Annotated in this window: 16 protein-coding genes and 1 other RNA gene; 4 read left to right on the top strand and 13 right to left on the bottom strand. The window is 67.8% G+C overall.

Translation table 11 applies throughout. The features are described 5' to 3' along the window. From ACCQ09_RS05960 to pilG, 5 genes are all read right to left on the bottom strand, one after another. Positions 1 to 6999: an Hpt domain-containing protein gene (locus tag ACCQ09_RS05960; RefSeq protein ID WP_228427652.1), complete on the bottom strand. Its 6999-nt coding sequence runs from the start codon at positions 6997 to 6999 to the stop codon at positions 1 to 3. 113 nt (positions 7000 to 7112) lie between these two features. After that, a complete protein-coding gene (locus ACCQ09_RS05955) occupies positions 7113 to 9149 on the bottom strand; it encodes a methyl-accepting chemotaxis protein (protein WP_011038045.1) in 2037 nt (678 codons plus the stop codon). Positions 9150 to 9188: 39 nt separating this feature from the next. Next, the gene (locus tag ACCQ09_RS05950; protein ID WP_014508568.1) at positions 9189 to 9719 is read right to left on the bottom strand and encodes a chemotaxis protein CheW; all 531 of its coding nucleotides are present in this window, start codon (positions 9717 to 9719) and stop codon (positions 9189 to 9191) included. Further along, on the bottom strand, positions 9719 to 10081 hold the full coding sequence (locus ACCQ09_RS05945; protein ID WP_011038047.1) for a response regulator: 363 nt from the start codon (positions 10079 to 10081) through the stop codon (positions 9719 to 9721). The genes ACCQ09_RS05950 and ACCQ09_RS05945 overlap by 1 nt, the downstream gene beginning before the upstream one ends. 17 nt (positions 10082 to 10098) lie before the next feature. Then, complete coding sequence (gene pilG, locus ACCQ09_RS05940; RefSeq protein WP_011038048.1) at positions 10099 to 10500, bottom strand: twitching motility response regulator PilG; 402 nt, start codon at positions 10498 to 10500, stop codon at positions 10099 to 10101. A 237-nt stretch (positions 10501 to 10737) separates the two neighbouring features. Between pilG and gshB the strand changes: the two genes are divergently transcribed. Then, positions 10738 to 11688, top strand: coding sequence for a glutathione synthase (gene gshB / locus ACCQ09_RS05935; RefSeq protein ID WP_040940871.1), 951 nt, complete (start codon positions 10738 to 10740; stop codon positions 11686 to 11688). Beyond that, on the top strand, positions 11685 to 12560 hold the full coding sequence (locus ACCQ09_RS05930; protein WP_040940870.1) for an energy transducer TonB family protein: 876 nt from the start codon (positions 11685 to 11687) through the stop codon (positions 12558 to 12560). The genes gshB and ACCQ09_RS05930 overlap by 4 nt, the downstream gene beginning before the upstream one ends. A 220-nt stretch (positions 12561 to 12780) precedes the next feature. On the opposite strand, the gene ACCQ09_RS05925 is transcribed toward ACCQ09_RS05930, so the two are convergent. From ACCQ09_RS05925 to mrcB, 6 genes are all read right to left on the bottom strand, one after another. Further along, positions 12781 to 13704 carry an ADP-ribosylglycohydrolase family protein gene (locus tag ACCQ09_RS05925; protein ID WP_040940869.1) on the bottom strand — a complete coding sequence of 308 codons (924 nt, stop codon included), beginning with the start codon at positions 13702 to 13704 and terminating at the stop codon, positions 12781 to 12783. Then, positions 13704 to 14423, bottom strand: a complete 720-nt coding sequence (tsaB, locus tag ACCQ09_RS05920; protein WP_040940868.1) for a tRNA (adenosine(37)-N6)-threonylcarbamoyltransferase complex dimerization subunit type 1 TsaB — start codon at positions 14421 to 14423, stop codon at positions 13704 to 13706. Before tsaB ends, ACCQ09_RS05925 begins: the two co-directional genes overlap by 1 nt. A 195-nt stretch (positions 14424 to 14618) precedes the next feature. Beyond that, positions 14619 to 14693, bottom strand: a non-coding RNA gene (locus tag ACCQ09_RS05915) — sX9 sRNA. A 198-nt stretch (positions 14694 to 14891) separates the two neighbouring features. Further along, complete coding sequence (gene yoaA, locus ACCQ09_RS05910; protein ID WP_040940867.1) at positions 14892 to 16898, bottom strand: DNA repair helicase YoaA; 2007 nt, start codon at positions 16896 to 16898, stop codon at positions 14892 to 14894. Between the two features lie 504 nt (positions 16899 to 17402). Then, entirely contained in the window at positions 17403 to 17927 is a 525-nt protein-coding gene (locus ACCQ09_RS05905; protein WP_011038054.1) for a hypothetical protein, read from the bottom strand. 12 nt (positions 17928 to 17939) lie between these two features. Beyond that, positions 17940 to 20384 (bottom strand): penicillin-binding protein 1B, encoded by a 2445-nt coding sequence (mrcB, locus tag ACCQ09_RS05900; protein WP_040940866.1) that lies wholly within the window; start codon positions 20382 to 20384, stop codon positions 17940 to 17942. 95 nt (positions 20385 to 20479) lie between these two features. On the opposite strand from mrcB, the gene ACCQ09_RS05895 reads away from it, so the two are divergent. Next, a complete protein-coding gene (locus ACCQ09_RS05895; protein WP_040940865.1) occupies positions 20480 to 22582 on the top strand; it encodes a glycosyltransferase in 2103 nt (700 codons plus the stop codon). A gap of 75 nt (positions 22583 to 22657) precedes the next feature. Here ACCQ09_RS05895 and ACCQ09_RS05890 read toward each other — a convergent pair whose 3' ends face one another. Together ACCQ09_RS05890 and ACCQ09_RS05885 are read right to left on the bottom strand one after the other, a co-directional pair. Continuing rightward, positions 22658 to 24172 (bottom strand): hypothetical protein, encoded by a 1515-nt coding sequence (locus tag ACCQ09_RS05890; RefSeq protein ID WP_040940864.1) that lies wholly within the window; start codon positions 24170 to 24172, stop codon positions 22658 to 22660. Positions 24173 to 24258: 86 nt separating this feature from the next. Further along, positions 24259 to 26418, bottom strand: coding sequence for a RelA/SpoT family protein (locus ACCQ09_RS05885; protein WP_040940863.1), 2160 nt, complete (start codon positions 26416 to 26418; stop codon positions 24259 to 24261). Positions 26419 to 26723: 305 nt separating this feature from the next. Here ACCQ09_RS05885 and pqqA point away from each other — a divergent pair, with 305 nt between their 5' ends. Beyond that, positions 26724 to 26804 (top strand): pyrroloquinoline quinone precursor peptide PqqA, encoded by an 81-nt coding sequence (gene pqqA / locus ACCQ09_RS05880; protein WP_002812057.1) that lies wholly within the window; start codon positions 26724 to 26726, stop codon positions 26802 to 26804. Positions 26805 to 26810: the final 6 nt, after the last annotated feature.

Raw genomic sequence — 26810 nt, 5'->3', positions numbered from 1 at the left:
TTATTCTCGGACACGGGCGATCCCCAGCAGGTCATACACGTTTCGCATCAGATCCAACTCTTGGTAAGGCTTGCCCAGGTACCGCTGCACGCCAATCTCGAAGGCGCGCTGGCGATGCTTTTCACCGCTGCGCGAGGTAATCATCACGATCGGCACTGCCTTGAAGCGCGGGTCTGCACGCATCGCGGTGGCCAGCTCGTAGCCGTCCATGCGCGGCATTTCGATATCCAGCAGCATCAGGTCCGGCACGCGCTCTTCGAGCAGTTCCAATGCCTCGACACCATCGCGTGCGGTGGTGACATCCAGGTTGTGGCGTTCCAGCACGCGGCTGGTGACCTTGCGCATGGTGAGCGAGTCGTCCACCACCATCACCAACGGTACCTGGCGCTGTGCTTCGGCCGGGGTTTCCAGTGCCGGACGTGCCGGCTGGGTGAGGTAACGGCGCACCAGCGGCGCGACGTCCAGGATCACCACCACGCGGCCATCGCCGGTGATGGTGGCGCCGTAGATGCCCGGCACCGAGGCAATCTGCAGGCCCACCGGCTTGACCACGATTTCGCGGTTGCCCAGCACCTGGTCAATCGCCACGGCGGCGCGCAGATCACCGGCACGCACCAGCAGCAACGGCACCTGTGCCTGGCCATCGGCACGCGCAACCGGCTGGCCGACCAGCGAGCCCAGGTCGTGCAGCACGTACTCCTCGCCTGCGTAGTGGTAGCCGCCCTCGCCCGACTCGTAACGGGTGCGCGAGATGCGGCCGATACCGCTGACCGAACCCACCGGCACCGCGAAGGTGGTTTCGCCGATCCGCACGAACACCGCCTGGGTGACCGCCAGCGTCTGCGGCAGGCGCAGGGTGAAGGTGACGCCCTGGCCGCGCACCGAGTGGATGTCCACCGAGCCGCCGAGCTGACGCACTTCGTTGCGTACCACGTCCATGCCCACGCCACGGCCGGCCAGCTGGCTGACCTGGTCGAAGGTGCTGAAGCCGGACGCGAAGATCAGGCCATCCAGTTCGGCCTCACTGAGCTCCTGGCCGGGCTCGATCAGGCCGCGCTGTTCGCCACGGCGACGGATCGCCTCGCGGTCCAGCCCGGCGCCGTCGTCGGCCACTTCCAGCACGATTTCCGAGCCTTCGCGGCGCAGACGGATCGCGATGCTGCCCTCTTCCGGCTTGCCGGCGTCGCGGCGCTGCTCGGGCGTTTCCAGCCCGTGCGCCACCGAGTTGCGCAGCATGTGTTCCAGCGGCGCGACCATGCGGTCGAGCACGTTGCGGTCCAGTTCGCCCTGGGTGCCTTCCAGCACCAGGTGCACCTGCTTGCCGGTTTCGGTCGCCGCCTGGCGCACCACACGGCGCAGACGCGGCACAAGGCCGTCGAACGGCACCATGCGCGCACGCATCAGGCCGTCCTGCAGTTCGGAACTGACACGCGACTGCTGTTGCAGCAGGCCGTCGTACTGACGCGAGAGGTCTTCCAGCACCCCTTGCAGGCCGCCCAAGTCGGCCGCCGATTCGTTCAGCGCGCGGCTGAGCTGCTGCAGGGTGGAGAAGCGGTCCAGTTCCAGCGGATCGAAGGTGCGATCGCCCTGGTCCTGCTCACGCTGATAGCGCGCAACGATCTGCGCTTCGGTTTCCAGATCCAGACGACGCAACTGGTCGCGCAGACGGGCGTTGGTGCGATCCAGTTCGCCCATGGCGCCGCGGAAGGCGCCCAGCTGCTGTTCCAGCCGCGAACGGTAGATCGCCACTTCGCCGGCGTGGTTGACCAGACGGTCGAGCAGATCGGCGCGCACGCGCACCTGCTCCTGCTGCACACGCGGCAGGAAATCCTCTTCGACCTGACCATCCACCGGGATCGGTGCCGACAGCGGTGCCGGCTCGACCGAGGCCTTGGCGATGGCACGCACATCGGCATCAGTTTGCGGCGCGGTGCTACGGCCACGGGTGCGGGTTTCGAAGGCTTCCACCAGGTCGACCGGCATCGCCACGGCGCGGTGCATGCCGGTGCGGGTCAACAACTGGTGCAGGCGATCGAAGCCGCGCTCGAATAGCCGTACGTCATCGCGATCGATGTCGGTGCGGTTGGCAGCCACGGCTTCGAGCAGCGATTCGATCGCGTGCCCAAGATCGCCAATGGCGTTGATGCCGGCCATGCGCGCGCCGCCCTTGAGCGTGTGCAGATCGCGCTGCAGTCCGTTGAGGACATCGCGGTCTTCCGGCACTTCGCGCATGCGCGCGATCAGGCCATCGCAATGGTCGAGCAGGTCGCGGCCTTCCTCGACGAAGATGTCGACCAGTTCGCCATCGAGCTCGTCGAAGTTGAGCGGGCCGATATCGAAGGCAGCGCCGGCATCGTTGGCGGTGGTGTCGGCCGGTGCGGCCTCTTCCACCGGCGCACTGAAGGCCACCGGCGCGGTGTCTTCTTCTGCGCTGGCTGCTGCATCTTCTGCGGTGACGGCGGGCTCTTCCTGCGCGACCTGTTCGACGTGCTCGGCGTGCTCGACGTGCTCGTCCTGCGCGTCACGCGTGGTGTCGTGCAGCTGCGCGGCGCCCTGATCGCTGCTGCGATCGGCATCGTCGGCGACTTGGTCGTTGCTGCTGTCCGCATCGCCAGCGGCGGCGTCCTGCGCCGGTGCAACGTCGGCAATCGCCTCGCTCGGCAAGGTATCGGCCAGCGGATCGCTGGCTTGTTCCACACGGTCGGCGACCTGCGCCATTTCGAACGCCTGCACCGACTCGATGGTCTGCGCCGGCACGCTGTCGCCTGCCTCTGCGTGCTCCAGCGGTGCGTCGTCCAGTTGCGCTGCGTCGGTCTCGCTGGATGCGGCAAACGCATCGAGTGGCTGCGCGCCATCCACCGCCAGCAACGCGGCCTCGTCAGCCACCTGCTGGTCGTGATCGTGGCCGGCGTCGCCGTCCTGCGCGTCGAAGTGCTCGGACGGCTGCACGTGGTCGTGCGGCAGTTCGTGCTGCTCCTGCTGCTGCCCGGAATCCTGCATCGCGTGCGTGGTGTCCACGCTATCCAGTGCGGCAGTTTCCGGTGTCCACTCTTCGGCTACCGGCGCATACGCGCCATCGTTCGCGTCGGTCCCGGCGTGCACCGCTTCCAACGCGTCGATCGTCTCGACCGACGTATCGGCCGCGTGTTCGTCGCGATCTTGATCTTGCTGTTCGGCATGCTCGCCAAGTGCATCGGCATCGGCGTGCGTCTGCTCGGAGGGCTGTTCGCCCTGCTCGGCCTGCAGATCGCTCGACGCGTGCTGCTCGGCCGGCGCCTCATCCAGCGACGGCACGTCCAGAGTCTGCGCATCGCCCAGGCGTGCTTCGGCCTCGGCGAGTTCATCGACGGCCACCGCATCGCTCGCCGCAAAGGTCGCGGCCTCTGTCTCGGCGTGCGCGGTGTGCTCGGCCTCGTCAGCGGCGCGGTCCGTCGCCGCATCCTCGTACGTCCGATCACCTGCATGCGCATCGACAGCGGCCGGCGCGGTGGTCTGCAGATCGGTCGCGTCCCAGGCATCGGCGGCAAGCACCGGTTCGTCGGCAACCGTGTCCTGGGCGGTGGTCAGTTCGGCATCGGCATCGCTGTCGGCCTGCTGGGTGTTCTCCAGCGAGGCATCGGCCGACATCGGCACCGCGTCGATCGCTTCACGCAGTTGCTGTTCGAGCTCGGCGGTGTCGCTGATCGCTTCGCGCGGCGCGGCGTCGTCCAGCGACAGCGCGCTGCTGTCGTCGGCTTCGGCGGTGGCCAGTTCGTCGACTGCAGTTGGCGCGTCGTCCTGCGGCTGGGCGTCCAACGCCGCGTCGCCAGCGGCCTGTGCAGACACATCGCCGGTGGTCGCCAAGGCATCCGCATTGACGTAGCGCGACAGGTCTTCCACACCCGTCAGTTCGATGCCGGCGGTGTCCTGCGCGGCATCCACCTCTTCCAGTTCGTCCAGGAACACCTGTGGCGGCCACTGCGCTTCCGGCAGCTCGTCCACCAGCCCACGCAGGCGCTCGGTGAGCGGCGCGAACGACGGAATCAGCGGCGCATCGGCGCGCAGCGCGGTCACCGTGGTGGCGATCGCCGCCGCGGTGGCAGCCAGCGCTTCCACGCCCTCTGCAGACGGCGTGGCCGACGCACCGAGCAGGCGCTTCACATAGCTTTCGGCCGGCGTGGTGACCAGGGTGATTTCCGGCACATCGGTCATGGCGAACGCGCCGCTCATGGTGTGCACGGCACGCAACAGTTCTTCGGTTACCAACTGCGGGCCGTGCTGGGCGGCCTGCAGCCAGCCATGCACGGTTTCCAGATGGGTGGCGACTTCCGCTTCCAAAATTTCGCGCAACACGCTGTCCACCGACGCGGGCGTGCCTTCGGTGATCGGCGGGGTGCCGGCGGGCAGCGCCGGGATCACCGGCGCCTCGGCCACCGCCTGCACGGCGGGCACGTAATAGGCTTCTTCGCCAGCGGCCACGCGCTCGGCCACGGCCTGGATGTCCGGCAAATCGGCGCTGATGCGGCCCTGGTCGCGCAGTGCGGCGTTGAACTGCGGCAGCACCTCGTAGGCCAGTTCGACCATCGCCACCACCGCCGGGCTGGCCGGCCGGGAGTTGTCGAGCACGCGGTTAAGCATGCTCTCGATCTTCCAGCTGAACTCGCCGAGTGTGCTGGCGCCCACCAGACGGCCACTGCCCTTCAGGGTGTGGAAGACACGGCGGATCGGGCGCAGGTTTTCCTGACTGTGCGGCGCAGCGCGCCACACCGGCAGCAACTGCCCCAGGTTGACCAGTTCCTCGTCGAATTCTTCCAGGAACACGTCGCGGATGTCGTCATCGATATCGCTGTCGCCGAATCCGCCGAAAATACCGGCCTCTGCCGCGACCGGCGCGGGCGCGTCTGGGACCGGCGTCGCTGCCGCATCGGCGGTTGCCGGCGTGGCGGGTGCGCCATCGACGTCCAACTGTTGGGCAGCGGCATCCAGCTGCGCCAGGAACGCGGCAGACGCATCGTCCAGCTCGAATTCGCTGACCGTGGCCTGCTGCACGCGCGGGCCCGCGGCCTCGGGGGTCGGTTCGGACGGTTCCGGCGTCGGCTCGGGCGCCGATTCCACGAACGGGTTGTCGTCTTCCTGCGGGGGCGGCGGCGAGAACGCATCCTCGAGGCTGCCGGCACGCTGCGACTGCACCGGGGTGATGAACTCCAGCGGCGCAATGGTGTCTTCGCCCAGCAGGTCGATCTGCTCGATCTGCAGCGGAGCCTCCTCGGCCACCACCGGCACGACAGGCACGTCCTGTTCCAGCGCACTCAGATCGACGGTATAGCTGACCTGCGCGGCCTCGGCATCGCTGCCGTCCTGCTCGGCCGAGACCGGGTCGAACGCCGACAACGTCGGCGGTGCGCTCTGCTCGGTGGTGTCCAGCTGCCAGCTGCCCGGCGCCTGCGCGCCGTCATCGGACAAGGCCACCGGGGCAATGGTGAACGGCACGTGCGACTGGCCGGACACGGTTTCTTCCGCGGCCACCGGGTCGAACGAGAACACGCTGTCGGTTGCCGCAGCGCCGGTGTCCTGCACCGCGCTGTCGGCAAACGGCGCTTCATGCACGGTCTCGTTGGCCCATTCCAGCGACGCAGCGGGCGCGGCGTCGTTTGCGGCCGGGTTGGGCCCGCTGAGCTGCTGTGCGAACGGCACCACCGCAGGCTGCGGTTCGGCCGCGCCGGGTTGGTCGGCGCCCACCGGCAGTTCGGACGGCTGGCCCGACGGCAACGGCCAGTAACGCAGGGTTTCCAGGCTGTTGCGGGTGATGTCGAGGATTTCCTCGCGGCCGGGACGGCGCTCGCGCAGGGCTTCCAGGTAGTACTCCAGGCTGGCCATGGCATCGGCCAGGGTGTCCAGCTGGCGACCACTGGGGACGCGCTGCTTGCCGATCAGTTCCAGATCGACATAACGGCGCACGCCTTCCAGGTAATCGGCGGCCTGCGGCAATTCCAGGATCCGCAGCGCACCGCCCACTTCGCCCAGCAGATGCGGCACATCGGTGAGGCGGGCGTGGTCCCAGTTGGTTTCGATGAAAGCGACGAAGTGTTCGCGCGCGGCACCGAAGTTGGCAATCGCTTCCTGCGCCAGCACGTCGACCGTGCGACGCACTTCCGACGCGCTGGCACTGGTGCTGGCTTCATCGCCGGCTTCGCCGACGTCGGCACCGAGGCTGGCGACCTGATCGTCCAGCGAGGCATCCACGTACAGCAGCGCGCCGGCGATATCCAGCAGCACGCCTTCGTCCATCTGCACCTGGCCATCGACCACGCGGGCCAGCGCATCACGCTGCTGTACCACCACGTTGCGTGCAACACCCAGGCCCATCATGCCCAGCGTGTCGGCCACGCTGCCGAGTTCCTTGACCTGGGTCTGCAGCTCGGCGATGTCGCCACCGGTGCGCAGATGCAGGTCCAGCGCGTCCTTGACGCGCAGCAGTTCTTCCTTGACCGCATTGCCGACGGTGTCGAGCAATTCGCGGTTACGTCCGCTCAGGCTGCCGCGGGCGTGATCCAGCTCGGCCTCGGTGGCAACACCGGCCTGCGGATCGAAGGCGAACAGCACGCTCTCGTTGAGACCCGGCTGGCCGCGCGTGGCACGGATCTCGTTGAGCAGCGGCAGCAGCACGATCGGAATGTCGCGGTGGCCGTTTTGCAGGCGCTCCAGGTAATCGGGCAGCAGCACGGTGCCGCGCATCAGCATCGCGCAGGCCTCGTCGCGGTCGCTGACCTCACCGGCCTGCACCGCGTTGGCGAGCAGTTCCAGTTCTTCGGCCACCATCGCCGGCGCGTACAGCTCGACCATCCGCAACGTGCCCTGCACCTGGTGCAGATAGCCCGCGCAGAACCGCATCCGACTGGTGTCGGACGGTTCTTCGGCGAAGTACTCGATCTCGTTGCGCGCCTGGCGCAACGTTTCATCCAGCTCCGGCTTGACCCAGCCCAGTGCGGCGTGGCTCATCGCATCGCGAAGCGCACTCATTGCAGCCCCCTGACAACGACCGCACGACCGCAATTGCGGCGCTTGGCCCATTCCTGCATCGACGTAACGCGACTACGCGCCATCTGCTGATCCTTTCCCGTTCCGCGTCGTGGTCACGCCGGCAGCTTGAAGTCGGCAACCGAACGGCGCAGATCGGCCGCCAGCTGGGCCAGATTGCCGATCGACGCGGCCGTCTTGCCTGCACCCTGCGAGGTCTGACTGGTGATCTGACGGATCACGCCCATGGTCTGTGTGATGTCCGCCGCCGCAGCGGACTGCTGGTGCGCGGCGATGGAGATGTTCTTGATCAAGTTGTTCAGTGCATTGGACACGCGCTCGATTTCGGTCAGCGCGGTGCCGGCGTCTTCAGCCAGGCGTGCACCGGACACCACTTCGGAGGTGGTCTGCTCCATCGAGCTGACCGCCTCGTTGGTATCGGCCTGAATGGTCTGGACCAGGCCTTCGATGCGTCGGGTCGCACTGGAGGTGCGTTCTGCCAGGCGTTGCACTTCGTCGGCCACGACCGCGAAACCGCGACCGGCCTCGCCTGCCGAGGCGGCCTGCACCGCGGCGTTGAGCGCCAGGATGTTGGTCTGCTCGGAAATGTCGTTGATCAGTTCCACGATCGAGCCAATTTCCTGCGAAGACTCGCCCAGGCGTTTGATGCGCTTGGAGGTTTCCTGGATCTGGTCGCGGATCTGATCCATGCCCTGGATCGTCTCGCGCACCACGCCGGCACCCTCGGCGGCGATCACCACCGAGCGCTGCGCCACTTCGGCCGACTCGGTGGAGTTGCGCGACACCTGCTCAATACTGGCGGCGATTTCGCTGATGCGCTCGGAAGCGGTGGTGATCTGGTTGGCCTGCTGGCCGGCCGCATCGGCCAGCTGCATTGCAGTGGCCTGGGTTTCCTCGGTCGACACGGCCACCTTGGCGGAGGTGTCGTTGATCGTGGTCACCAGGTGGCGCAACTCGTCCACGGCATAGTTGATTGCGTCGGCGATGGCGCCGGTCATGTCCTCGGTCACCGAGGCCTTGACGGTCAGGTCGCCCTCACCGAGCGAGCTGATTTCGTCCAGCAACCGCATAATGGCCTGCTGGTTACGGCTGTTGAATTCCACCTGCGACTGGTAGCGCACGTCCTGCTCGCGCGAGCGCGCACGCACCGTACTCCACACGAATCCGATAATCGCCAGCAGCGCCAGCAAACCGGAGACCACGCCCAGCCAGAAGTTCGGGAACAGGCGCGTGTCACGCACCGAACCGAACGCGGAGAACGCATCGAACAGTTTCTTGCTGTCGTCGAGCATCTTGCTCGAGCCGGCGGTCAGCGCCGCGGCCGAGGATTGCGCGGCGAACAGATTGCGCGAGCTGGCCAGAATGGCGTCGACGTCCTTCTTCATCGTCGTCCACTGCGCCTGCGACTGCTCCAGTGCCGACAGCGCGGCCGGGTTACGCACCGCGGCAATGCCCAGTTCGTCGTTACCGGCGCGCAGGCCTTCGAGCATCTGCGTGAACACCACCGAGTCGCGTGCCAGCGCGTCGCCCGAGGACGCCGCATTGGCGCCACCAGCGCGCATTTCGGTCACCCGGCGCGCCATGGTGCCGGCGACCACGACCTGCTGCAGCGTGTTGTAGATCTGCGACGCGGGCGCGCCGCTGACGGTCATTGCGCGCACCACTTCGTTCAACTGCGCCTGCAGCTGCGGCACGCTGCCGGAGAAGCGGTCGGCATTGCCGGCCAGGCCGAGCACGGCAGGTTCGCTGGCGATCACCTGGTCGGCGTTCTTGCTCAGCGGCACCCAGGTCGACTTGAGTTGCGCCATTGCGCCAGAGACCGAGCCTTCCTGGCCGTAGCGGCCATCCAGTTCGCTCACCGTGCTGTCGATGCGGCCCTTGGTCTCCTTGAACGCGGCATAGGCCTTGGCGTCACCGGAGACCGCTTCGCGGCCCTGGTTGGCCAGCTGTTGCGAGAGCACCTGCAGGTCGGCCGCGCCGGTGCTGGCACCGGCCAGGCGGCTGCCTTGCCAGGTGGCGACGCCGGTATTGGCGCCGAACACGATCATCGACAACACCAGCAGGCCAAGCCAGAAGCTGGTGCTGACGCTGCCGAGCTTGTTGGTCTTGCGGGCGTCCGGGGCGGTACTCATGGTTCGACCTCGATCTGTATGACGTGGCGGGGTCGCGGCTTAGGCCGCGGCCTGCCGGAATTCAGGAGTGCGTGACAGCAACGCCAGGGAGAACACACCCCAGTCCTGCGTCTCGTTGCGGAAAGCACGGTCGATGAAGTGGGCGTAGCGGCCTTGCGCCAACTCGCCCGGTTCGACCGCCTGCGCCTGTTCGAAGCTGCGCTGGCCGTACAGCTCATCGATGGTCAGCGCGACGTCGCCGCCGCTCTGACGCATGATCAGCACGCGTTGGCCTTCCTGCAGCACCGTGCGCCGGCCCTCCAGGAACTGCTTCAGATCGATCACCGGGAACAGGTTGCCGCGCAGGTTGCCCACGCCCAGCAGCCAGGGTTGCGCGCCCGGCACCGGCGTCACCGGCGGCATCGGCACGATTTCGGCGACTTCGCGGAAGTCCGAGACCAGCCGGCGGGTGCCGACGCGATACCCCACGCCACGCCAGATATCGGCCGAGAACTGACGTTCCGGCAGCGGCGTGGCATGCGCAAGGCTACGGCGCTCGTAGTCTTCGAGAATGTCGAATGGAGAACGCATCAACGCACCAGTTGTTTGATGCGCGCGATCAGATCGTCCTCGCGCGGCGGCTTGACGATGTAGTCGCTTGCACCCTGCCGCAATCCCCAGGCCTTGTCGGTTTCCATGCCCTTGGTGCTGACCAGCAGCACGGGGATGTCCTTGGTTGCCTGATCGCGCGCAAGTGCACGTGTGGCTTGGAAGCCGCTCATGCCGGGCAGCACCACATCCATCAGCACCAGATCGGGCGCCTGGCTGCGAATCAGCTCAAGTCCCTCTTCGGCGTTGTCGGTGGCGACGACCGTATGGCCAGCTTTTTCCAGCCATTGACTGAAGACTGCCCGGTCGGTGGGCGAGTCCTCGATCAATATGATTCGAGCCATGTTGCCTTTCCCCCTGGTCAGGCGTTGACGTACGTACGGATCGCGCTCAGTAGTTCTTCACGGGTGAATGGCTTGGTCAGATATTGCTCGGAACCGACGATGCGGCCGCGTGCCTTGTCAAACAGGCCATCCTTGGACGACAACATGATCACCGGCGTCGACTTGAAGAGCTGGTTGCCCTTGATCAACGCGCACGTCTGGTACCCATCCAGGCGCGGCATCATGATGTCCACGAAAATGATCTGAGGTTGCTGGTCCGCAATTTTGGCCAGTGCCTCGAATCCGTCCGTCGCTGTCACCACTTCACAGCCTTCGCGCTTGAGCAGCGTTTCGGCAGTGCGGCGAATGGTCTTCGAATCATCGATAACCATCACCTTCAGTCCTGCGAGTTCCCCACCCGCAGCCATGTTTTCAGTCATGCAAATATCCCCGGGCGCGCGACGCTTCATCCCTTCCGACGTCGCTACGAAACTGCATGTATATCCCAAGACCCGCATCGACTGTCAAGGGTGCGTTGCCGGGGCCCCGCCAGGCGGACGTTCCGACCGCAGCAGGGCGCCCTTGGACCGGGAAGTCGCGCATTCGCAACCCGCCGGGCGCGCCATCGCCCACCGCTTGAAGTTACCATCGGCAGCTTGTTCTAAAGGTTTAGCCCCATGTCGCTCGACGTCGTTGTGGTGATGGATCCCATCGCCTCCATCAAGATCGCCAAAGACACCACCTTCGCCATGTTGCTGGAAGCCCAGCGCCGTGATCACCGCCTGCATTATGTGCGCCCCGGCGGACTCAGCCTGCACGAAGGACGCGCCGTGGCGCAGGTCGCGCCGCTGAGCGTGCGCGAGGACACGTCCAACTGGTTCACCCTGGGCGCGTTCGCCGAGCTGGTGTTCGGTCCCGGCCAGGTGGTGCTGATGCGCAAGGACCCGCCGGTGGATGCCGAGTTCATCTACGACACCCAGGTGCTGGCCGTGGCGCAGCGCGCCGGTGCCCAGGTGGTCAACGACCCGCAGGGCCTGCGCGACTACAACGAGAAGCTGGCCGCGCTGCTGTTCCCGCAGTGCTGCCCGCCGACCCTGGTTAGCCGCGATGCGGCCGCGCTGAAGGCGTTCGTGCTCGCACATGGCCAGGCGGTGCTCAAGCCGCTGGACGGCATGGGCGGGCGCTCGATCTTCCGCAGCGGCACCGGCGACCCCAATCTCAACGTGATCCTGGAAACGCTGACCGATGGCGGCCGCAAGCTGACCCTGGCGCAGCGCTTCATCCCCGATATTACTGCCGGCGACAAGCGCATCCTGCTGGTGGACGGTGAGCCGGTGGACTATTGCCTGGCACGCATCCCGCAGGGCGACGAGTTCCGCGGCAACCTGGCCGCTGGCGGCCGTGGCGAAGGCCGCCCGTTGTCCGAGCGCGACCGTTGGATCGCCGCGCAGGTGGGCCCGGAAATGAAACGCCGCGGCATGCGCTTCGTGGGCCTGGACGTGATCGGCGACTACCTCACCGAAGTCAACGTCACCAGCCCCACCTGCGTGCGTGAGCTGGATGCACAGTTCGGGCTCAATATTGCCGGGCTGCTGTTCGACGCGATCGAGGCCGGCACCGCGCAATGAGCACGGCCGCGGCCTTGCCTGCACCGATGGACGAACGCCAGCGCCTGACCGCGACGCTGGTGATCTCGCTGCTGCTGCATGGCCTGCTGATCCTGTGCGTGGGCTTTGCGGTGAGCGAAGACGCACCGCTGGTGCCGACCCTGGATGTGATCTTCAGCCAGACCAGCACCCCGCTGACGCCCAAGCAGGCCGACTTCCTGGCCCAGGCCAACCAGCAGGGCGGCGGCAACCACGACACCGCGCAGCGCCCGCGCGACAGCCAACCGGGCGTGGTGCCGCAAGACCGCACCGGGCTGGCGCCTCAGGCGCAGCGTGCCACCACCGTGCAGGCGCCCTTGCCGACGCAGACGCGGGTGGTGTCCAGCCGCCGCGGCGAACAGGCCGTGCCGACCCCGCAACCCAATCCGCAGACCGACCCGCTCTCGCCTGCCGACGCGCAACGCGTGCAGCGCGATGCCGAGATGGCGCGGCTGGCGGCCGAGGTGCATCTGCGCTCGGAGCAGTACGCCAAGCGCCCCAACCGCAAATTCGTCTCTGCCAGCACCCGCGAGTACGCCTACGCGAACTATCTGCGTGCCTGGGTGGACCGCGCCGAACGGGTCGGCAACCTCAATTACCCTGACGAAGCGCGCCGCCGCCGGCTGGGCGGCAAGGTGGTGATCAGCGTTGGCGTGCGCCGCGACGGCAGCGTGGAAAGCAGCCGCGTGCTGGTCTCCAGCGGCACCCCGGTGCTGGATGCGGCCGCCTTGCGGGTGGTGCAGCTGGCGCAGCCGTTTCCGCCGCTGCCGCGCAGCAAGGACGATGTCGACATCCTGCAGGTCACCCGCACCTGGTTGTTCCTGCCCGGCGGGGAATTGCACGACGACCGCTGAGCGTGCATCCGCGAGGGGCTGCATGGGCACTGCCTGGGCAAGTGCTGCTGGTGAATCGATAGCGTCTTGAGAAACGCCCACGTTGCGCACTGGAGTACAGCGCGCTTCGATGTGTGGCGATCGGTCGCCCAATCAATCGCTACGCACACGCACACGGCGACGATGCAGCACGCCGGGCGATCGATCGCCTCGTTGGCTTACCAGCGCTTCGCAACCGCTATCACATCGCCTGCGCTGCTTCGTAGAGGCGATCGGCCAACGCGAGGATCTCGGCGGCATCCTGCAGCCGTTCACGCCAGGCCGCCGGAATGCCGTCGATACCGTAGAACGCGCCGGCCAGTTGCCCGCAGATCGCTGCGGTGGTGTCGGCGTCGTCACCGAGGTTGGCCGCGCGAAGCACTGCATCGGCAAAGGTGTCTGTGGTGGCGAAGCACCACAACGCCGCCGACAACGCATCGACGACGTAGCCCGTGCCGCGGATCTGCGCACGTGCCACGGATGCATGCACGCGCACCAACAGCGCGCCAATTGCCGGCGTCACCAACGATTGCGACGGCAACGCGGCTGGCCGCAACACCTCATCGCGGCCGCTGCCGAGCAGCGCCGCACGCAGCTGGAACGCAAACAGGCGGCACGCATCCAGCGCCTCTGGCGCGGCATGGGTGGTGCGTGAGCTGTCTGCGGCGCGCTCGCCCAGTTGCTCGGGACGCTGCGCGTAAAACATCGCCACCGGGGCCAGACGCATCAGCGAGCCGTTGCCCGCCGAGCGCGGGTCGTCGCTGCCGCTGAAAGCCGGGCCGCCATCCAGATAGCGCTCCAGCGCCTGGCGGACGGTGCCGCCGATATCGAAACAGGTGCCGGTGCTGCTGAGATAACCGTGCTGGTACCAGTTGCAATAGCGGTTCATCTGATCGGCGGCGTCGAAGCCCTGCCGATACAGCAGGCTGTGCGCCAGGCACAGCGCCATGGAGGTGTCGTCGGTCCATTGCCCGGCGCGCAAGGCGAACGGCCCGCCACCGTGCATGTCAGTGATCGGGGTGAAGCTGCCGGGCGCGCAGAATTCCAGCGTGGTGCCGAGTGCATCGCCCACCGCCAGCCCCAGCAGGCAACCACGGAAACGCGCCTGTGCCGTTGCGCTGTCCATCAACGCGGGACCGCCGCCGCCTTCGCTGCGCGTGCGGCCTGCTGTTCGACCAGGGTGAGCGCGACGTTGTCACGCAGATAGGCCGGCTCCACCCGCTCCGGTGCCACGCCCTCGCCGCGCAGCGCTGCAGGCAGCGCCAAGGCCAGCAGGTCCGCGGCATGTGGCAGCGCAGCCGCATCCACGCTGGACAGCCGGCCGGCGAAGCGCTGCTGCAGCGGCATCTCGCCGGCAGCCAGGCCGGTGCCGACACCGGCCCACTGCGGCGCGCTCTGCGGCAGCAGCACGGCTTCCGGCGCGCAGACCACTTCGGACCCGAGCATCAGCATCGCCTCGCCCTGACGCTCGAACAGCCCGGCATACACCTCGCCCATCCGCGCATCGATGCAGGCCAGCACATGGGCGGCCTCGGCCGGTGCGCGCAGCGCCAAGACCTGCAGGGTGGAGATGGCGAGCACCGGCAGATCCAATGCCAGGGCAATGCCCTGCGCGATGCCGATCGCCAGGCGCACGCCGGTGAAGGCACCGGGCCCGCGGCCCACTGCAATCGCATCCAGCTGGCGGCGGCTGATGCCGGCTTCGGCAAGCAGCTGCTCGGCCCAGGGCAGCGCCAGCTCCGCGTGCCGGCGTGGCGCAAGTTCGAAGCGCTCACGTACGGCTCCATCGACATGCAGCGCGACGGAGCAGGCTTCGGTGGAGGTTTCGAATGCGAGGAGCTTCATGGGCGAGAACCGTGAATCAGGGACCGGGAATCGGGGCCCGGAGAGACGCAAAGTTTAACTGATCGACCTGGGGCGCCCGAGTCGTGGCGTAAGCCGGGTCGTAGCGGGTTGGCGGCATGCGGCGGGGCGTCTGTGTCGATGGATGACGCCACGTGCTGCGGTGACGGGAGGCTCGCAGCAGCACTGACTAAGAGCGGCTAACAAAACGCAGCGAGCAGCCGTCAGGTGGGTGCGGACGGCGCGGAGGAACCGGAGTGTACGGGGGTACATGCCGATTCCGAGCACCGGCCGCGCCCGCCTGCCGGCTGCGCAGTCGTTTTGATAGCTGCTCTAAGATTTGCATCAGCGGCGACCGTGCGGCAGTGCCGCTGTCGGCAGCGCCTTTGCCACAGTTCGGCATGCGTACCTGCAGCAGTCTTCGCAGCGAATCCATCCGCGCGCAGCGACGCAATCGCGCCTGACAGCTGCTCAGTCGGGCAGCAACGTCGCAATCTCTGATCCGGCCTGCCCAGCCTCGGGCTCCGCACCGAAAAACGCACGCACATCATCGATCTCGCGGGTGCGCGAAAATGGCGGCAACGAATTCAGGAAGGTACGTCCGTAGCCCTTGTTCAACAGCCGCGGGTCGCATAACACCAGCACGCCGCGATCGGTTTCGCTGCGGATCAGCCGGCCCACGCCCTGCTTGAGCGCGATCACCGCCTGCGGCAATTGTTCATCGCGGAAGGGATTGCCGCCGTCGCGGCGGATCGCATCCAGGCGTGCCTCGAACACCGGGTCGTCAGGCGCGGCGAACGGCAGCTTGTCGATCACCACCACGCTCAACGCATCGCCAACCACGTCCACGCCCTCGCGGAAGCTGGCCGAACCGAGCAGCACGCCATTGCCCGAGGTACGGAAACGCTGCAGCAAGGTCGCGCGTGGCGCCTCGCCCTGCACGAACAACGGCCACGGCCCATCGCGCAAGGCTTCGGCGGCTTCGCGCAGGGCGCGATGCGAGGCAAACAGCAAAAACGCGCGGCCATTGGAGGCTTCCAGCACCGGATGCAGTGCGGCGATCAGCGCCGTGCCGAAACCGCGTGCGGCCGGGTCCGGTAGATTTGGCGGCAGATAACACAGCGCCTGGCGCGCCCAATCGAACGGGCTGGGCTGCAGCAAGGTGATCGGGTCGTTCAAGCCCAGCCGCAAGGCGATGTGGTCGAACTCCCCGCCCACCGCCAGCGTGGCGGAGGTAAACACCCACGCCGCCTGCGATTTTTCGCGGTGCTCGCGCAACGGGCCGGACACATCCAGCGGCGTGCGCTGGCAACGAAAGCCGCGCGGGCTGAGCTCGTACCACAGCACGTCGTTGTCCACCGTTTCCGGCAGGTCCTGTTCGAAATCCGGCACCGGCACGTCTTCGCCCAGCCAGCGCGACAGGCGATTGAGCGCCTCCTGCGCACGCGCCGTGCAGCCGTCAAACCCCGGCGAAGCCTCGCGCAACGGCAGCAACGCCTCGCCCAGCCGCGCCAGCGCGGACAGCACCGCATCGAAGCCCTCGCGCACCTGCGGCTTGGCCAGCGCGCGCCATTGCGTGCCGCGCGGCGGCAGGCCTTCCATGCCTGCGCGTAGCCCGCGCAGGGCGTCGTCCAGCGCCAGGATCGGCGCCTGCAGGCTGGCCTGCGCGCCGGCCACCAACCGCGCCTCCACCATGCAATCACGAGCCAGTTCCTGCCATGGCCGCATGCCGAAGCTCTCGCCAAAGAAATTGGCCGCCAGTTCCGGCAGCTGATGCGCCTCGTCGATCACGAAGGCCTGCGCGCCCGGCAGGATTTCGCCAAACCCCTCCTGCTTGAGCGCCAGATCGGCCAGCAGCAGATGGTGGTTGACCACCACCAGATCGGCCGCCTGGGCACGCTGCCGCGCCTGCACCACGAAACATTCCGAATAGAACGGGCATTCCGTGCCCAGGCAGTTGTCGACGGTGGAGGTGACCATCGGCAGCAGCGGCGAGTCGTCCGGCAATGCATCCAGCTCGGCCATGTCACCGAACTGGGTGCGCCCACTCCAGGCCACGATGCGCTGGAACTGGGTGACCTGCTCGGGGCTGGCAAACCGGGGTTCACCACGCGCCTGCTGGGTGCGGTATTTGCACAGATAATTGGCGCGTCCCTTGAGCAGCGCACTGCGCAGACCGATGCCAAGCGCGGCGCGCACGCGCGGCAGATCGCGATGGAACAGTTGGTCCTGCAGCGCGCGCGTGCCGGTGGAGACGATGGTCTTCAGCCCGGACAACAACGCCGGCACCAGATACGCATAGGTCTTGCCGGTACCGGTACCGGCCTCGGCCAGCAGCACGTCGCGCTGTTCGAAGGCCTCGGCAATGGCGCCGGTCAGGCGCAACTGCGCGGCACGTGGCGCGAACGCGTCGAGCTGGCGCGCGAGCGCCCCGCCTTCGCTAAGCGCCTCGATGCTGGCAGTGGCAAGTTGGGACATGACGGACGACGACAGCGTGGGGAACGCAACAGCCTAACGCGTGCGCGCGGCCGCTGCCTTGGCGGGGCATGGCGGATCGCACGCCAGGCGATACTGTTGAAGGACGAGCATGAGCGTGAAGGACGGGCCTGGGCGCGGAGCCTGTTGCGGGCGGCGTGGCACCACGCGACTGCCGGCCTCAACGTGAGGCGCTAATCGTTGGCGGCCACGGGCCGGCTTGGAGCTTGAATGCGCTACCCGGCTGCAGACGCCGCGCCTTGGGGCACGCCGTGGTCTCCAGGACCTTCCGGCCTACCGGCACGGTTTCGGACCATCGGCATGACTTGCCAGGCAGCCACGAGCGAACGAGACAAACAGCAGGCCGTTGACTGTGCGCATCCTCAAGGCTGCGAGCAGCGCTTCGCACATGCCACCTAACCGCCCGCACACATCAACGCGTCGCAGGCGGCCGCGCGCGCCGTGCCTCACCCCACTCCCAGGGCGGCTACCCGCCCTGCAGCTCGATCAATACCGCTTCACGCCCGGCACCGTGCACCCGACGATCTGCGCCTTGGCCGAGGCCGCGTTTTCTTTTTCGCCACGCGCCAAGCGCGCCTGTTCGATGGTCGCCCAATGACGGCGGCACAGCGGGCCGGTCTTGGAACCCAGTTCGATGGCCTGCTTGGCAAAGCGCTCGGAGGCATTCCAATCGCCCTGCAACACGGCCACTTCGGCGCGCTCCTGCAGAATCGCCGGGTCACCGGACACCAGGCCCAGTGCCTGATCGAGCGCCGCCGCCGCCGCGGCCAGGTCGCCGATCTGGCGCTTGGCCTTGGCGGTTTCGCGCAGATCGTCCACTTGCGGGTCGCGCAGCGGCTGCACCGACAGCTCGGTATCGTCGACGCCGGCTTCGCGTTCGATCAAGGCCAGCCGTTGCGCCGGGGTGGTGGTGTCCACCGGCGCCGGTGGTGGCGCGGGCGGCGCGCTGATGCAGGCGGTCAGGGTGGCGAGGACGCCAACAAGGGCAAGCAAACGGTGCAATCGGATCATGAGTCGTTCCTGTCAGTGCGCAGGTGGGGGCGAGGCAGGTGCGGCCGCGGGCGTTTCGGTCTTCTTGTCCAGACCGAAGAACCGGCGCCAGCCGCCGCCGCTGGATTGCTCGGCCGGTGCGCTGCCGTCGGCAGGCGCCTCTTCGATGGACGGTGCGTTGCCGGCGCACGACGCGTATGCGGGGGTGAAGCCGACCACGAACGGGAATTGGCGCGCACCGGGGCAACCCGCATCGGTCACGCCGGTGCCGCTGGCGTCCACCCACTGCCAATCCAGGCCCTTGCCGCTGACCTTCAACGGCGCGCTTGGCAGCCGCGCAAAGATGCTCGACCACACCCGCATCGAGCCGGTGGCACCATACAGACCGGTTTCGGCGTTCTGGTCGTTGCCCATCCAGATCACCGCCAGATGGTCGCCGGTATAGCCGGCATACCAGCTGTCGCGGCCATCGTTGGAGGTGCCGGTCTTGCCGGCCGGCGACAACCGCCCCAGGCCATCGCCGAGCAACTGGCGCGCGGTACCACCGCTGACCACCTGCTGCAGACCGATGCTGATCAGGTTGGCGGCGACCGAATCGCCTTCCTGCGCAGGCGCCGGGGTCTTGTCGTAGCGCTTGAGCAACTTGCCCTGCGGATCGAGCACGCCGCGCACCGCATGTAGCGGCTGGATCTCGCCACCGGCGGCCAGAAACTGGTACAGCTGCGCCATGCCATACGGGCTCTGGTCGGTAGCGCCCAGGATCAACGAAGGATTGGTCTCGGCCTTGATGCCGGCCAGCACCTGGATCAGCTGCGCCACGCGCTCCGGACCCACCTGCATGCCCACCCGCACCGTGGCCTGGTTGTACGAATGCGCCAGCGCATCGATCAGGCGCACCGTGCCATGGCTGCGGTTGTCCGAATTGCCGGGCGACCAGGTCTTGCCGCGCGCAAGCTGCACGGTCACCGGGGAATCGTCGACCCAGCTGGACAACGCCCAACGGTCAGGCGAGGCCAGTGCCAGCAAGTAGACGAAGGGCTTGAGCAGCGAGCCGACCTGGCGCTGCGCTTCCACGGCGCGGTTGAACCCGGGCTTGGCCACGTCGCGGCTGCCGACCACCGCCAGCACATCGCCGTTATGCACGTCGGTCAGCACCAGGCCGGCCTGCAACGGCGGGCGCTTCTTGTTGTCCAGCCGCTTGATGGTGCCGGTCACCGCACCTTCGGCATACGCCTGCGCAGACGGCGACATGCCGGTGAGCACGCTCATGCCAGCGCCTTGCAGCACGCTTTCCGGGTAGTCATGCGCCAGTTGCCGGCGCACCAGGTCCACGTAGGCCGGGAAGCGATTGGCGGCGACCAGGCCCGGCTCTTTGGGCACGCCGAGCGGCGCGGCCAGCGCGCGCTTGTACTCGGCCTCGTCGATGAGATTGTTCTCGCGCAGTTTGCCCAGCACGAAATTGCGCCGGTCCAGCGCGCGTGCGGGGCTGCGTCGCGGGTCGTAATACGACGGCCCCTTGACCAGGCCGATCAGCAGCGCGACCTGTTCGGTGGTCATCGAGCCGAGCTCGCGACCGAACCACAGCTCCGCACCGGACGACACGCCATGTACGGCCTGCCCGCCGCGCTGGCCCAGGTACACCTGGTTGAGATACGCCTCCAGGATGGTGCGCTTGTCGTAGCGCGCCTCCATGATCACCGCATACAAAATCTCGTTGAACTTGCGGGTGACCGTCTGTTCCTTGCCGATGCCGAGCAGGCCGCTGCGCGCGAGCTGCTGGGTCAGCGTGCTGGCACCCTGACGCACCTGGCCGCCGGAGCGCGCCATGATCCAGGCCGCGCGCACCATGCCGCTCAGGTCGATGCCGTGGTGGCTATTGAAATCGCGATCTTCCACCGCCTGCAGGCCGGTGACCAGCAGCTCGGGCACTTCTTCCATGCGCACCAGGCGGCGCTCTTCCTGCTTCTGGCCATACAGCGTGGCAATGCGTGCCGGATCCAGCCGCGCGCTCTTGAGCGCCTTGCGGTCGGCCGCATCGCGCACACTGGCTACCCGTCCAGCGGACAGCGCAACCTCGATCCGACGCGCCGGCACCTGCCCGTCCACGTCGATATAGCCACGGCTGGCAATCACGAAGCGGCTGCCGTCCTGCTGATAGGTGCCCGCCAGCTTGCCCAGCCCGTCATCACGGTAGGACGCCGCGTCCAGCTCGGTCTTCAGCGTGGCTGCGTCCAGCGCCTTGCCCGGCACCAGCACCAGTGGCCGGCCGTACACACGCGTGGGGATCTGCCAGCGCAGTTCCCCGAAACGCTGGGTCACCTGCTTGTTCAGATACATAGTGTACGGGATCAGGAAACCGAGCGCCAGCGCGAATGCCGCCAGGCTCCAGACGATCAGCCTGCGTTGCCAGCGGAAGCCTTGTTCGGCGGAGTCGTCCTCGAAATCGTCGGGAGCGTCGTGATCGTAGCGTCGGGGCACAGGGATGCGAGAATGTAGAGTCCGGCGAGTCTAGCGCAGCCCTGTCGTGGCTGCGGCGTGCCGGACCCTGTGGCTTAAGCTGGAGTTCCAACGGAATGTCGATGTCCTTGGCCGATGCGCGCTATCTGTTCAATCGCGTGCTTGGCCTGATCCACCGCAGCGTCGCCAGCATGCGGACCCGCGGATGGCGCGCCACCTGGCAGCGCATCCGCGTGCACACGCAGGCGCCGCCGGTCGCGCTCGGCACGCCGCTGTGGTTGCCCGAGGCTGCGCCATTTACGGCATTTGCGGTGCCGCACAGCGCCACGCCGCAGGTGACGGTGGTGATTCCGGTGTACAACCAGATCGCGCACACACTCGCCTGCCTGCGTGCACTGGCCGCGCATCCACCGGCGCTGGGCATCGAGATCGTGGTGGTGGACGACGGCAGCAGCGACGCCACCGCTACCAATCTGCCGCACGTACAGGGCCTGCACTACCACCAGCGCGCACGCAACGGCGGCTTCATCGCTGCCTGCAACGACGGCATTGGGCTGGCACGCGGCGACTACGTGGTGCTGCTCAACAACGACACCGTGCCGCAGCCGGGCTGGCTGGACCGGTTGATCGGCACCTTTACCGCGCATCCATCCGCCGGCCTGGTAGGCGCACAGCTGGTGTATCCGGATGGGCGCTTGCAGGAATCCGGCGGCGTGGTGTTCGGCGATGGCAGCGCCTGGAGCTACGGGCGTTTTGAGTCGGCCGAAGATCCGCGCTACGCCTACGTGCGGCAGATGGACTATTGCTCCGGCGCGGCGATCGCGCTGCCGCGTGCGCTGCTGCAGACCTTGGGTGGGCTGGATCGGCGCTACATGCCGGCGTATTACGAAGACACCGACCTGGCCTTTGCGGTACGTGCCGCAGGGCACAGCGTGCTGGTGCAGCCGGCTAGCGTGGTGGTGCATGACGAAGGCACCAGCAACGGCACCGACACCCGCACCGGCGTCAAGGCGTATCAGGTGCGCAACCGCAGCGTGTTCGCCGAAAAATGGCAGCAGGTGCTGCAGGCGCAGTTGCCGGTTGGCAGCGTCCCCGACCCCGCCAGCCTGCACCGCCAGCAACGCCAGGTCCTCATCCTGGACGAATGCGTGCCGCAGCCGGACCGTGACTCCGGTTCGTTGCGGCAGTTCAACCTGATCCGCCTGCTGTGCGCCGAAGGCGCACACGTGGTGTTCGTGCCCACCCGTCGCGAGCATGCCGGCCGCCACACGCAGGCCTTGCAGCAACTCGGCGTGGAAGTCTGGTATGCGCCGTTCCTGGACGGCATCGGCACCTGGCTGCGCACGCATGGCCCACGTTTCAGCGCGGTGCTGCTGGTGCGCCACCACGTCGCCCATGCCTGCCTGCCACTGCTCAAGCGTTACGCGCCGCAGGCACGCACCTTGTTCGATACGGTGGATCTGCACTATCTGCGCGAGCGCCGTGGCGCCGAGCTTGCCGGCGACGCCAACCTGCTGCGCAGCGCCGAACGTACGCGCCTGCGCGAGCTGGAGATCATGGCGGCCACCGACGTGACGGTGCTGGTGTCGGCGGCCGAGCAGGCGCAGCTGCACGCGGATGCGCCGCAAATCCGCACTGCCCTGCTCTCCAACCTGCACGAGGTTGCCGGCAGCGGCCAGCCGTTCGCGCAGCGGCGCGATCTGGTGTTTGTCGGCGGCTTCCGGCATCCACCGAACGTGGATGCGGTGCAGTGGTTCATCAGTGCGATTTTTCCGCTGGTGCGCGCGCAGTTGCCGGACGTGGTGTTCCACTGCATCGGCGCCGACGTGCCCGCCGCGCTGCAGTTACTGGCCGATGAAACGCCGGGCGTGCAGCTGCATGGGCACGTGCCGGATCTGGTGCCGTACATGGACACGCTGCGTATTGCAGTGGCGCCGCTGCGCTTCGGTGCCGGCGTCAAGGGCAAGATCAACCTGAGCATGGCGCACGGCCAGCCGGTCGTAGGCACCACCTGCGCAGTGGAAGGCATGCACCTGCACGACGGCGAGGATGTGTGCGTGGCAGATGAAGCAGATGCGTTCGCCGCCGCCATCGTGCGCCTGTATCAGGATGCCGCGCTCTGGCAACGCCTGGCCGACAACGGCCTGCGCAACGTGGCGCAGCATTTTTCGCTGGATGCCGCACGCGCGACGGTGCGGACTTTGTTTATCGCTGAGTGAGGCGAGGTGGGCGTGCATGCGCCGTTTGGTGTACTGCATGGGCTCTCACAGACACCGCCTCAACCGATCATTCGCTCAGCGCTCTTCACTCACCGCTTTGACGCGCCGGCTGAAGTCCGCCAACTCCGGCAACGAGGGATCCAACTGACGGGCCTCGTTCTGCGCGCGGCGCGCAAAGGCCGCGTCTTCCTGGCCCAGCCGCTCGCTGCCCACCGCCACCCAGCGCTGCGCCAAACGCCGGCGCGCGCTCGCCAGAGCCTCGCCGGTGGGCATCAGGGCCTGCCAGGCATCCAGACAGCCGCGCGCGGCGCGTAGCCGGTTGTTGCGTAACTCGTCCTCGAAACAGCGCTGGCTGGCCGGCGCCACGCGTGCGGCGGCCTGCAGCACGCGCGGGTCGCGGGGTGCCAGCGCTTGTGCGGCGCGCACGGCGTCGTAGGCGCTGGCGCCAGGCGGCGTCATCCATTGCTGTTGCGCTTCGGCTGCGGCGACGCGTTGCAGCAGGCTGCGCAGGCGGCGTTCGCGCGCCCCCCGCGACAACCCGGATTCCGGCCCGCGCTGCGCATCGCGCGCACGCGCGATCGCCTGCTCGGCTGCGGCGATGGATGGGCCGGAGGAAACCAGCGCGCGCGCCTGCTGCAGCGACTGTGTTGCCGCATCGAACTGAAAATCCGCGGCCTGCCGGGTGGCCTGCGCGGCATATTCGGCAGCAACCCGCTCCACGCCGCGTTGCGCCTGCGCATCGCCCGGCTCGGCAGCCAGCACGGCAGTGAAGTCGCGCACCGCAGGCGCCAGCCGGCCGCGCCGCAATAGCGTATCGGCGCGCTGCCGGCGCTGATCCAGTAGCCGGTGGTACTGGCCCTCGGTCGAAGGAACATCGGCATGCCCGGCGTCGTAGCGCTTGGCCGCGGCCAGCAAGGCGGCCGCCTCGGCGAGCGCATCGCGAGCCAGCGCGTGGCGGGCCTGTGCCAGCAGGTCGGTCAGCGCATCTTCGCGGCCTTCCAGGGCATCGGTGCGGTCCGGGGCCAGGGAGAGCACCCGCTGATACAACGGCAGTGCAGTGTCGGGCGTGCCGTCCAGGCGGCCCTGCTGTTGCGCGGCGACGGCCTGGGCCACCAGCGCATCCAGGCCGGCCCGGCGCGCCTGCAGTTGCCGCAGGCGCAGCTCGACCGGCGCAATCTGCGCCTGCGGCACTTCCAGCGCGCGAGCCAACGCAACCCCGCGCTGGGCCGCCGGCACATCGCCCGCAGCCAGTGCCGCACGCGCCTGCACCACCGCGGCCGCACCGGTGCGGGCCAGGCCCTGCCGCGCTTCGCTACGGTCGCCGTCCAGTGCCAGTGCCGCGGCAAAGAATTCGCGCGCCCCGCTGCCATCGGCAGCACTCAATTGACCACGTGCCAGCGCCGCGTCGCCGCGTTGCAGGAGTTGCTGGATGCGGCTGTCCGGCCACAGCAGATCGGCCAGCGGGCGCCGGAACACGATGACACTCAGCAACAGGCACGCGGCGAGCACCAGCACCACGCGCCACAGCGCACGGCTGCGCAGCGGCGCCCAGAGGCGCGGCGATCTGGCCCAGCGCGGAAGCGGGAACATGCGGTGGCGTCCGTCCTTGGCGCGACCTGACGGGGACGCGTTCACCACGCAATGGTAGCCGGCCCGGCTGCGAAGACTGCGTGCGCTCAGCCCAGCCGGCGCACCTCGTTCACCCCGGGCAAGGCGTCCAGCTTGCCCAGCAGCGCCGAGAGCTGCTCGTAATCGCTCACTTTCAGGCGCAGCCGCAGTTGCGCGCGGCCACTGTCGCGCACGTTATCGCTGTTGATTTCCAGCACATGCGCGTCTTCCTGCGCGATCAGGTTGGTGATGTCCTTGAGCAGCCAGCGCCGGTCCACCGCCCGCACCTGCACGTCCACCTCGTAACCGCTCCCGGCCTGGCCCCACTCCACCGGCAGCACCCGCTGCGGATGCGCGGCAGCCAGACGCGACAGCGCCACGCAGTCGGCCCGATGCACGGTGATGCCGCGGCCACGCGTGAGATACCCGGCAATCGGCTCGCCCGCCACCGGATGGCAGCAGCGCGCCAGCTGCACCAGCAGATTGCCCACGCCCTGCACGGTAAATTTGGATTTGCCCAGCCCGTCGCGGCGCGCGGTCGGGCGCGGCGGCGCCGGGACGGCCGGCTGCGACGCCGCACGCTCGGCTTCCAGCAACGCGCGGCTGATCTGGTTGGGCCCGGTATCGCCCAGCGCCACCTGGATGTACAGGTCGTCGATGCTGTCGGCGTGGAACTTGCGCGTGGCCACGCTGAGGTCGGCATGCTGCAGCCCCAAGCGCTTGAGCTCGCGATCGAGCACGTCCTTGCCGGCCTGCACGTTGCGGGCGCGGTCGAGCTTGTGAAACCAGGCGCGTACCTTGTCGCGCGAGCGCCCGCTGGCCAGGAACCCGTTGGAGGCCAACAGCCAATCGCGGCGCGGGTCGGCTTCCTTGGCGGTCATGATTTCCACGCGGTCGCCGCTGCGCAGCCGGTAGGTCAGCGGCACGATGCGGTTGTTCACGCGTGCGCCGCGGCAGCGGTGCCCCACCATCGTGTGCACGTGGTAAGCGAAATCCAGCGGCGTGGCCCCTTGCGGCAGGTCGATCACCTCGCCCTTGGGCGTGAGCGCATAAACGCGGTCTTCGATCAGCTCCGCATCCAGCGCGCCAGCCAGTTCGCCGTGCTCGCCGTCCTGCACCTGCTCCAGCAACTGCCGCATCCACAGGATCTTGCGATCGAACGCCTTTTCCGCGCCCTTGCCGCCTTCCTTGTACTTCCAGTGCGCGGCCACGCCGAGTTCGGCCTGGGCGTGCATCTCGTGGGTGCGGATCTGGATCTCGATGGTGCGCCCCTCCGGGCCCACCACCGCGGTATGCAGCGAGCGGTAATCGTTGGCCTTGGGCCGGGCGATGTAGTCGTCGAACTCGCTAGGCACCGGCGCCCATAGCGCGTGCACCGCACCCAGCGCGGCATAGCAGGCGGCCACGTCGTCCACCATCACCCGCACCGCGCGCACATCGTAGAGCTGGTCGAAGGAGAGCCGCTTTTTCTGCATCTTCCGCCAGATGCTGTAGATGTGCTTCGGCCGCCCGCTGACATCCGCGCGCAGGCCTTGCTGTGCCAGCGCCGCCGAGAGCGTGCGCTTGACCGCCTCGATGTAGCGCTCGCGCGCCACCCGGGTTTCGTCCACATCGCGGGCGATGCGCCGGTAGGTATCCGGTTCCAGGTGCCGGAACGCCAGATCCTCCAGCTCCCACTTGACCTGCCAGATGCCCAGCCGGTTGGCCAACGGTGCGTGGATGTCACGGGTGAGCTGGGCTAGCGCGCGGCGTTCTTCCTCGCTCTGCCGGTCGGCCACGCGCATGCGCGCCAGCTGGCGGGCAAGCAGGATCGGCACCACGCGCAGGTCGTGGATGATGGACAACAGCAGGCGGCGCAGGCCCTCGCTGTTACGCCCCGCCTCGCGCCCGGCATGCAGCGCCCAGACCTGGTCGGCGGCATCCAGGCCATCCAGCAGCCCCTCCACCACGCCGCGCCGTTCCGCCGGCTGCCATGGCAGCGTGGCAACACCCGGGCGTAGCGCCGGAATATCGAACAACAACGCGGCCACAAGGGTCGCTTCGTCGGCCGCCAGGTGCGCCAGGGCGTCCAGCGTATCGGTGAGCAAGGCCCACGGCACGATGTCTGCCTGCGCCGTTTCGGACGCTGCCCAGGCCTGGGCCAACGCATCGCGCAAGGCGGGCGCGATCGATGCGAGGGCGGGACGCTGCAGCACGGCATGCAGGCGGTCGGGGGCGGAGCTGTTCACAACGGTGGACACAAAGGCGGCAGGGACATGGGGGCTGACAGCTACGGTAACGTGCGCGTCACCATCTCCACAACGCGTGTTTCGTGCGCCCTCACGCCCATGCGTGCCCGCTGCGCTTACGCACGGTTCACCCGACAATGCCTTGATTCGCAAACCATCGCGGCGCCAAGCCGTTGCAAAGCGCGACGTGGCCCAAGCTTTTTACATGCTCTTTACAACTGGCCCAAACCGCGTGCCTATGCTCCCTGCACGTCGTCGCGGCGCAATCTGCGCCGGCGTTACTCCAACCAACTGCGAGGTAGCCGATGAAGACCTGGAAGAAGCCTGTTGTACGTGAAGTCAATTGTGGCGCCGAGATCAACTGCTACGTTTCCGGCGAGTTCTGAGCGACC

The sequence above is a fragment of the Xanthomonas sp. NCPPB 2586 genome (assembly GCF_041475775.2).
In the GTDB taxonomy this organism is placed as follows: domain Bacteria; phylum Pseudomonadota; class Gammaproteobacteria; order Xanthomonadales; family Xanthomonadaceae; genus Xanthomonas; species Xanthomonas campestris.
This window is presented reverse-complemented; position numbering and strand designations above follow the sequence as displayed.

Excerpts from the sequence above, each read along its gene's own strand:
- ACCQ09_RS05955 (WP_011038045.1), bottom strand. The coding sequence starts at position 9,149 with ATGAGTACCGCCCCGGACGCCCGCAAGACCAACAAGCTCGGCAGCGTC.
- gshB (WP_040940871.1), top strand. The coding sequence starts at position 10,738 with ATGTCGCTCGACGTCGTTGTGGTGATGGATCCCATCGCCTCCATCAAG.
- ACCQ09_RS05950 (WP_014508568.1), bottom strand. The coding sequence starts at position 9,719 with ATGCGTTCTCCATTCGACATTCTCGAAGACTACGAGCGCCGTAGCCTT.
- ACCQ09_RS05925 (WP_040940869.1), bottom strand. The coding sequence starts at position 13,704 with ATGGACAGCGCAACGGCACAGGCGCGTTTCCGTGGTTGCCTGCTGGGG.
- pqqA (WP_002812057.1), top strand. The coding sequence starts at position 26,724 with ATGAAGACCTGGAAGAAGCCTGTTGTACGTGAAGTCAATTGTGGCGCC.
- yoaA (WP_040940867.1), bottom strand. The coding sequence starts at position 16,898 with ATGTCCCAACTTGCCACTGCCAGCATCGAGGCGCTTAGCGAAGGCGGG.
- pilG (WP_011038048.1), bottom strand. The coding sequence starts at position 10,500 with ATGACTGAAAACATGGCTGCGGGTGGGGAACTCGCAGGACTGAAGGTG.
- ACCQ09_RS05895 (WP_040940865.1), top strand. The coding sequence starts at position 20,480 with ATGTCGATGTCCTTGGCCGATGCGCGCTATCTGTTCAATCGCGTGCTT.
- ACCQ09_RS05905 (WP_011038054.1), bottom strand. The coding sequence starts at position 17,927 with ATGATCCGATTGCACCGTTTGCTTGCCCTTGTTGGCGTCCTCGCCACC.
- tsaB (WP_040940868.1), bottom strand. The coding sequence starts at position 14,423 with ATGAAGCTCCTCGCATTCGAAACCTCCACCGAAGCCTGCTCCGTCGCG.
- ACCQ09_RS05890 (WP_040940864.1), bottom strand. The coding sequence starts at position 24,172 with ATGTTCCCGCTTCCGCGCTGGGCCAGATCGCCGCGCCTCTGGGCGCCG.
- ACCQ09_RS05960 (WP_228427652.1), bottom strand. The coding sequence starts at position 6,999 with ATGAGTGCGCTTCGCGATGCGATGAGCCACGCCGCACTGGGCTGGGTC.
- ACCQ09_RS05945 (WP_011038047.1), bottom strand. The coding sequence starts at position 10,081 with ATGGCTCGAATCATATTGATCGAGGACTCGCCCACCGACCGGGCAGTC.
- ACCQ09_RS05930 (WP_040940870.1), top strand. The coding sequence starts at position 11,685 with ATGAGCACGGCCGCGGCCTTGCCTGCACCGATGGACGAACGCCAGCGC.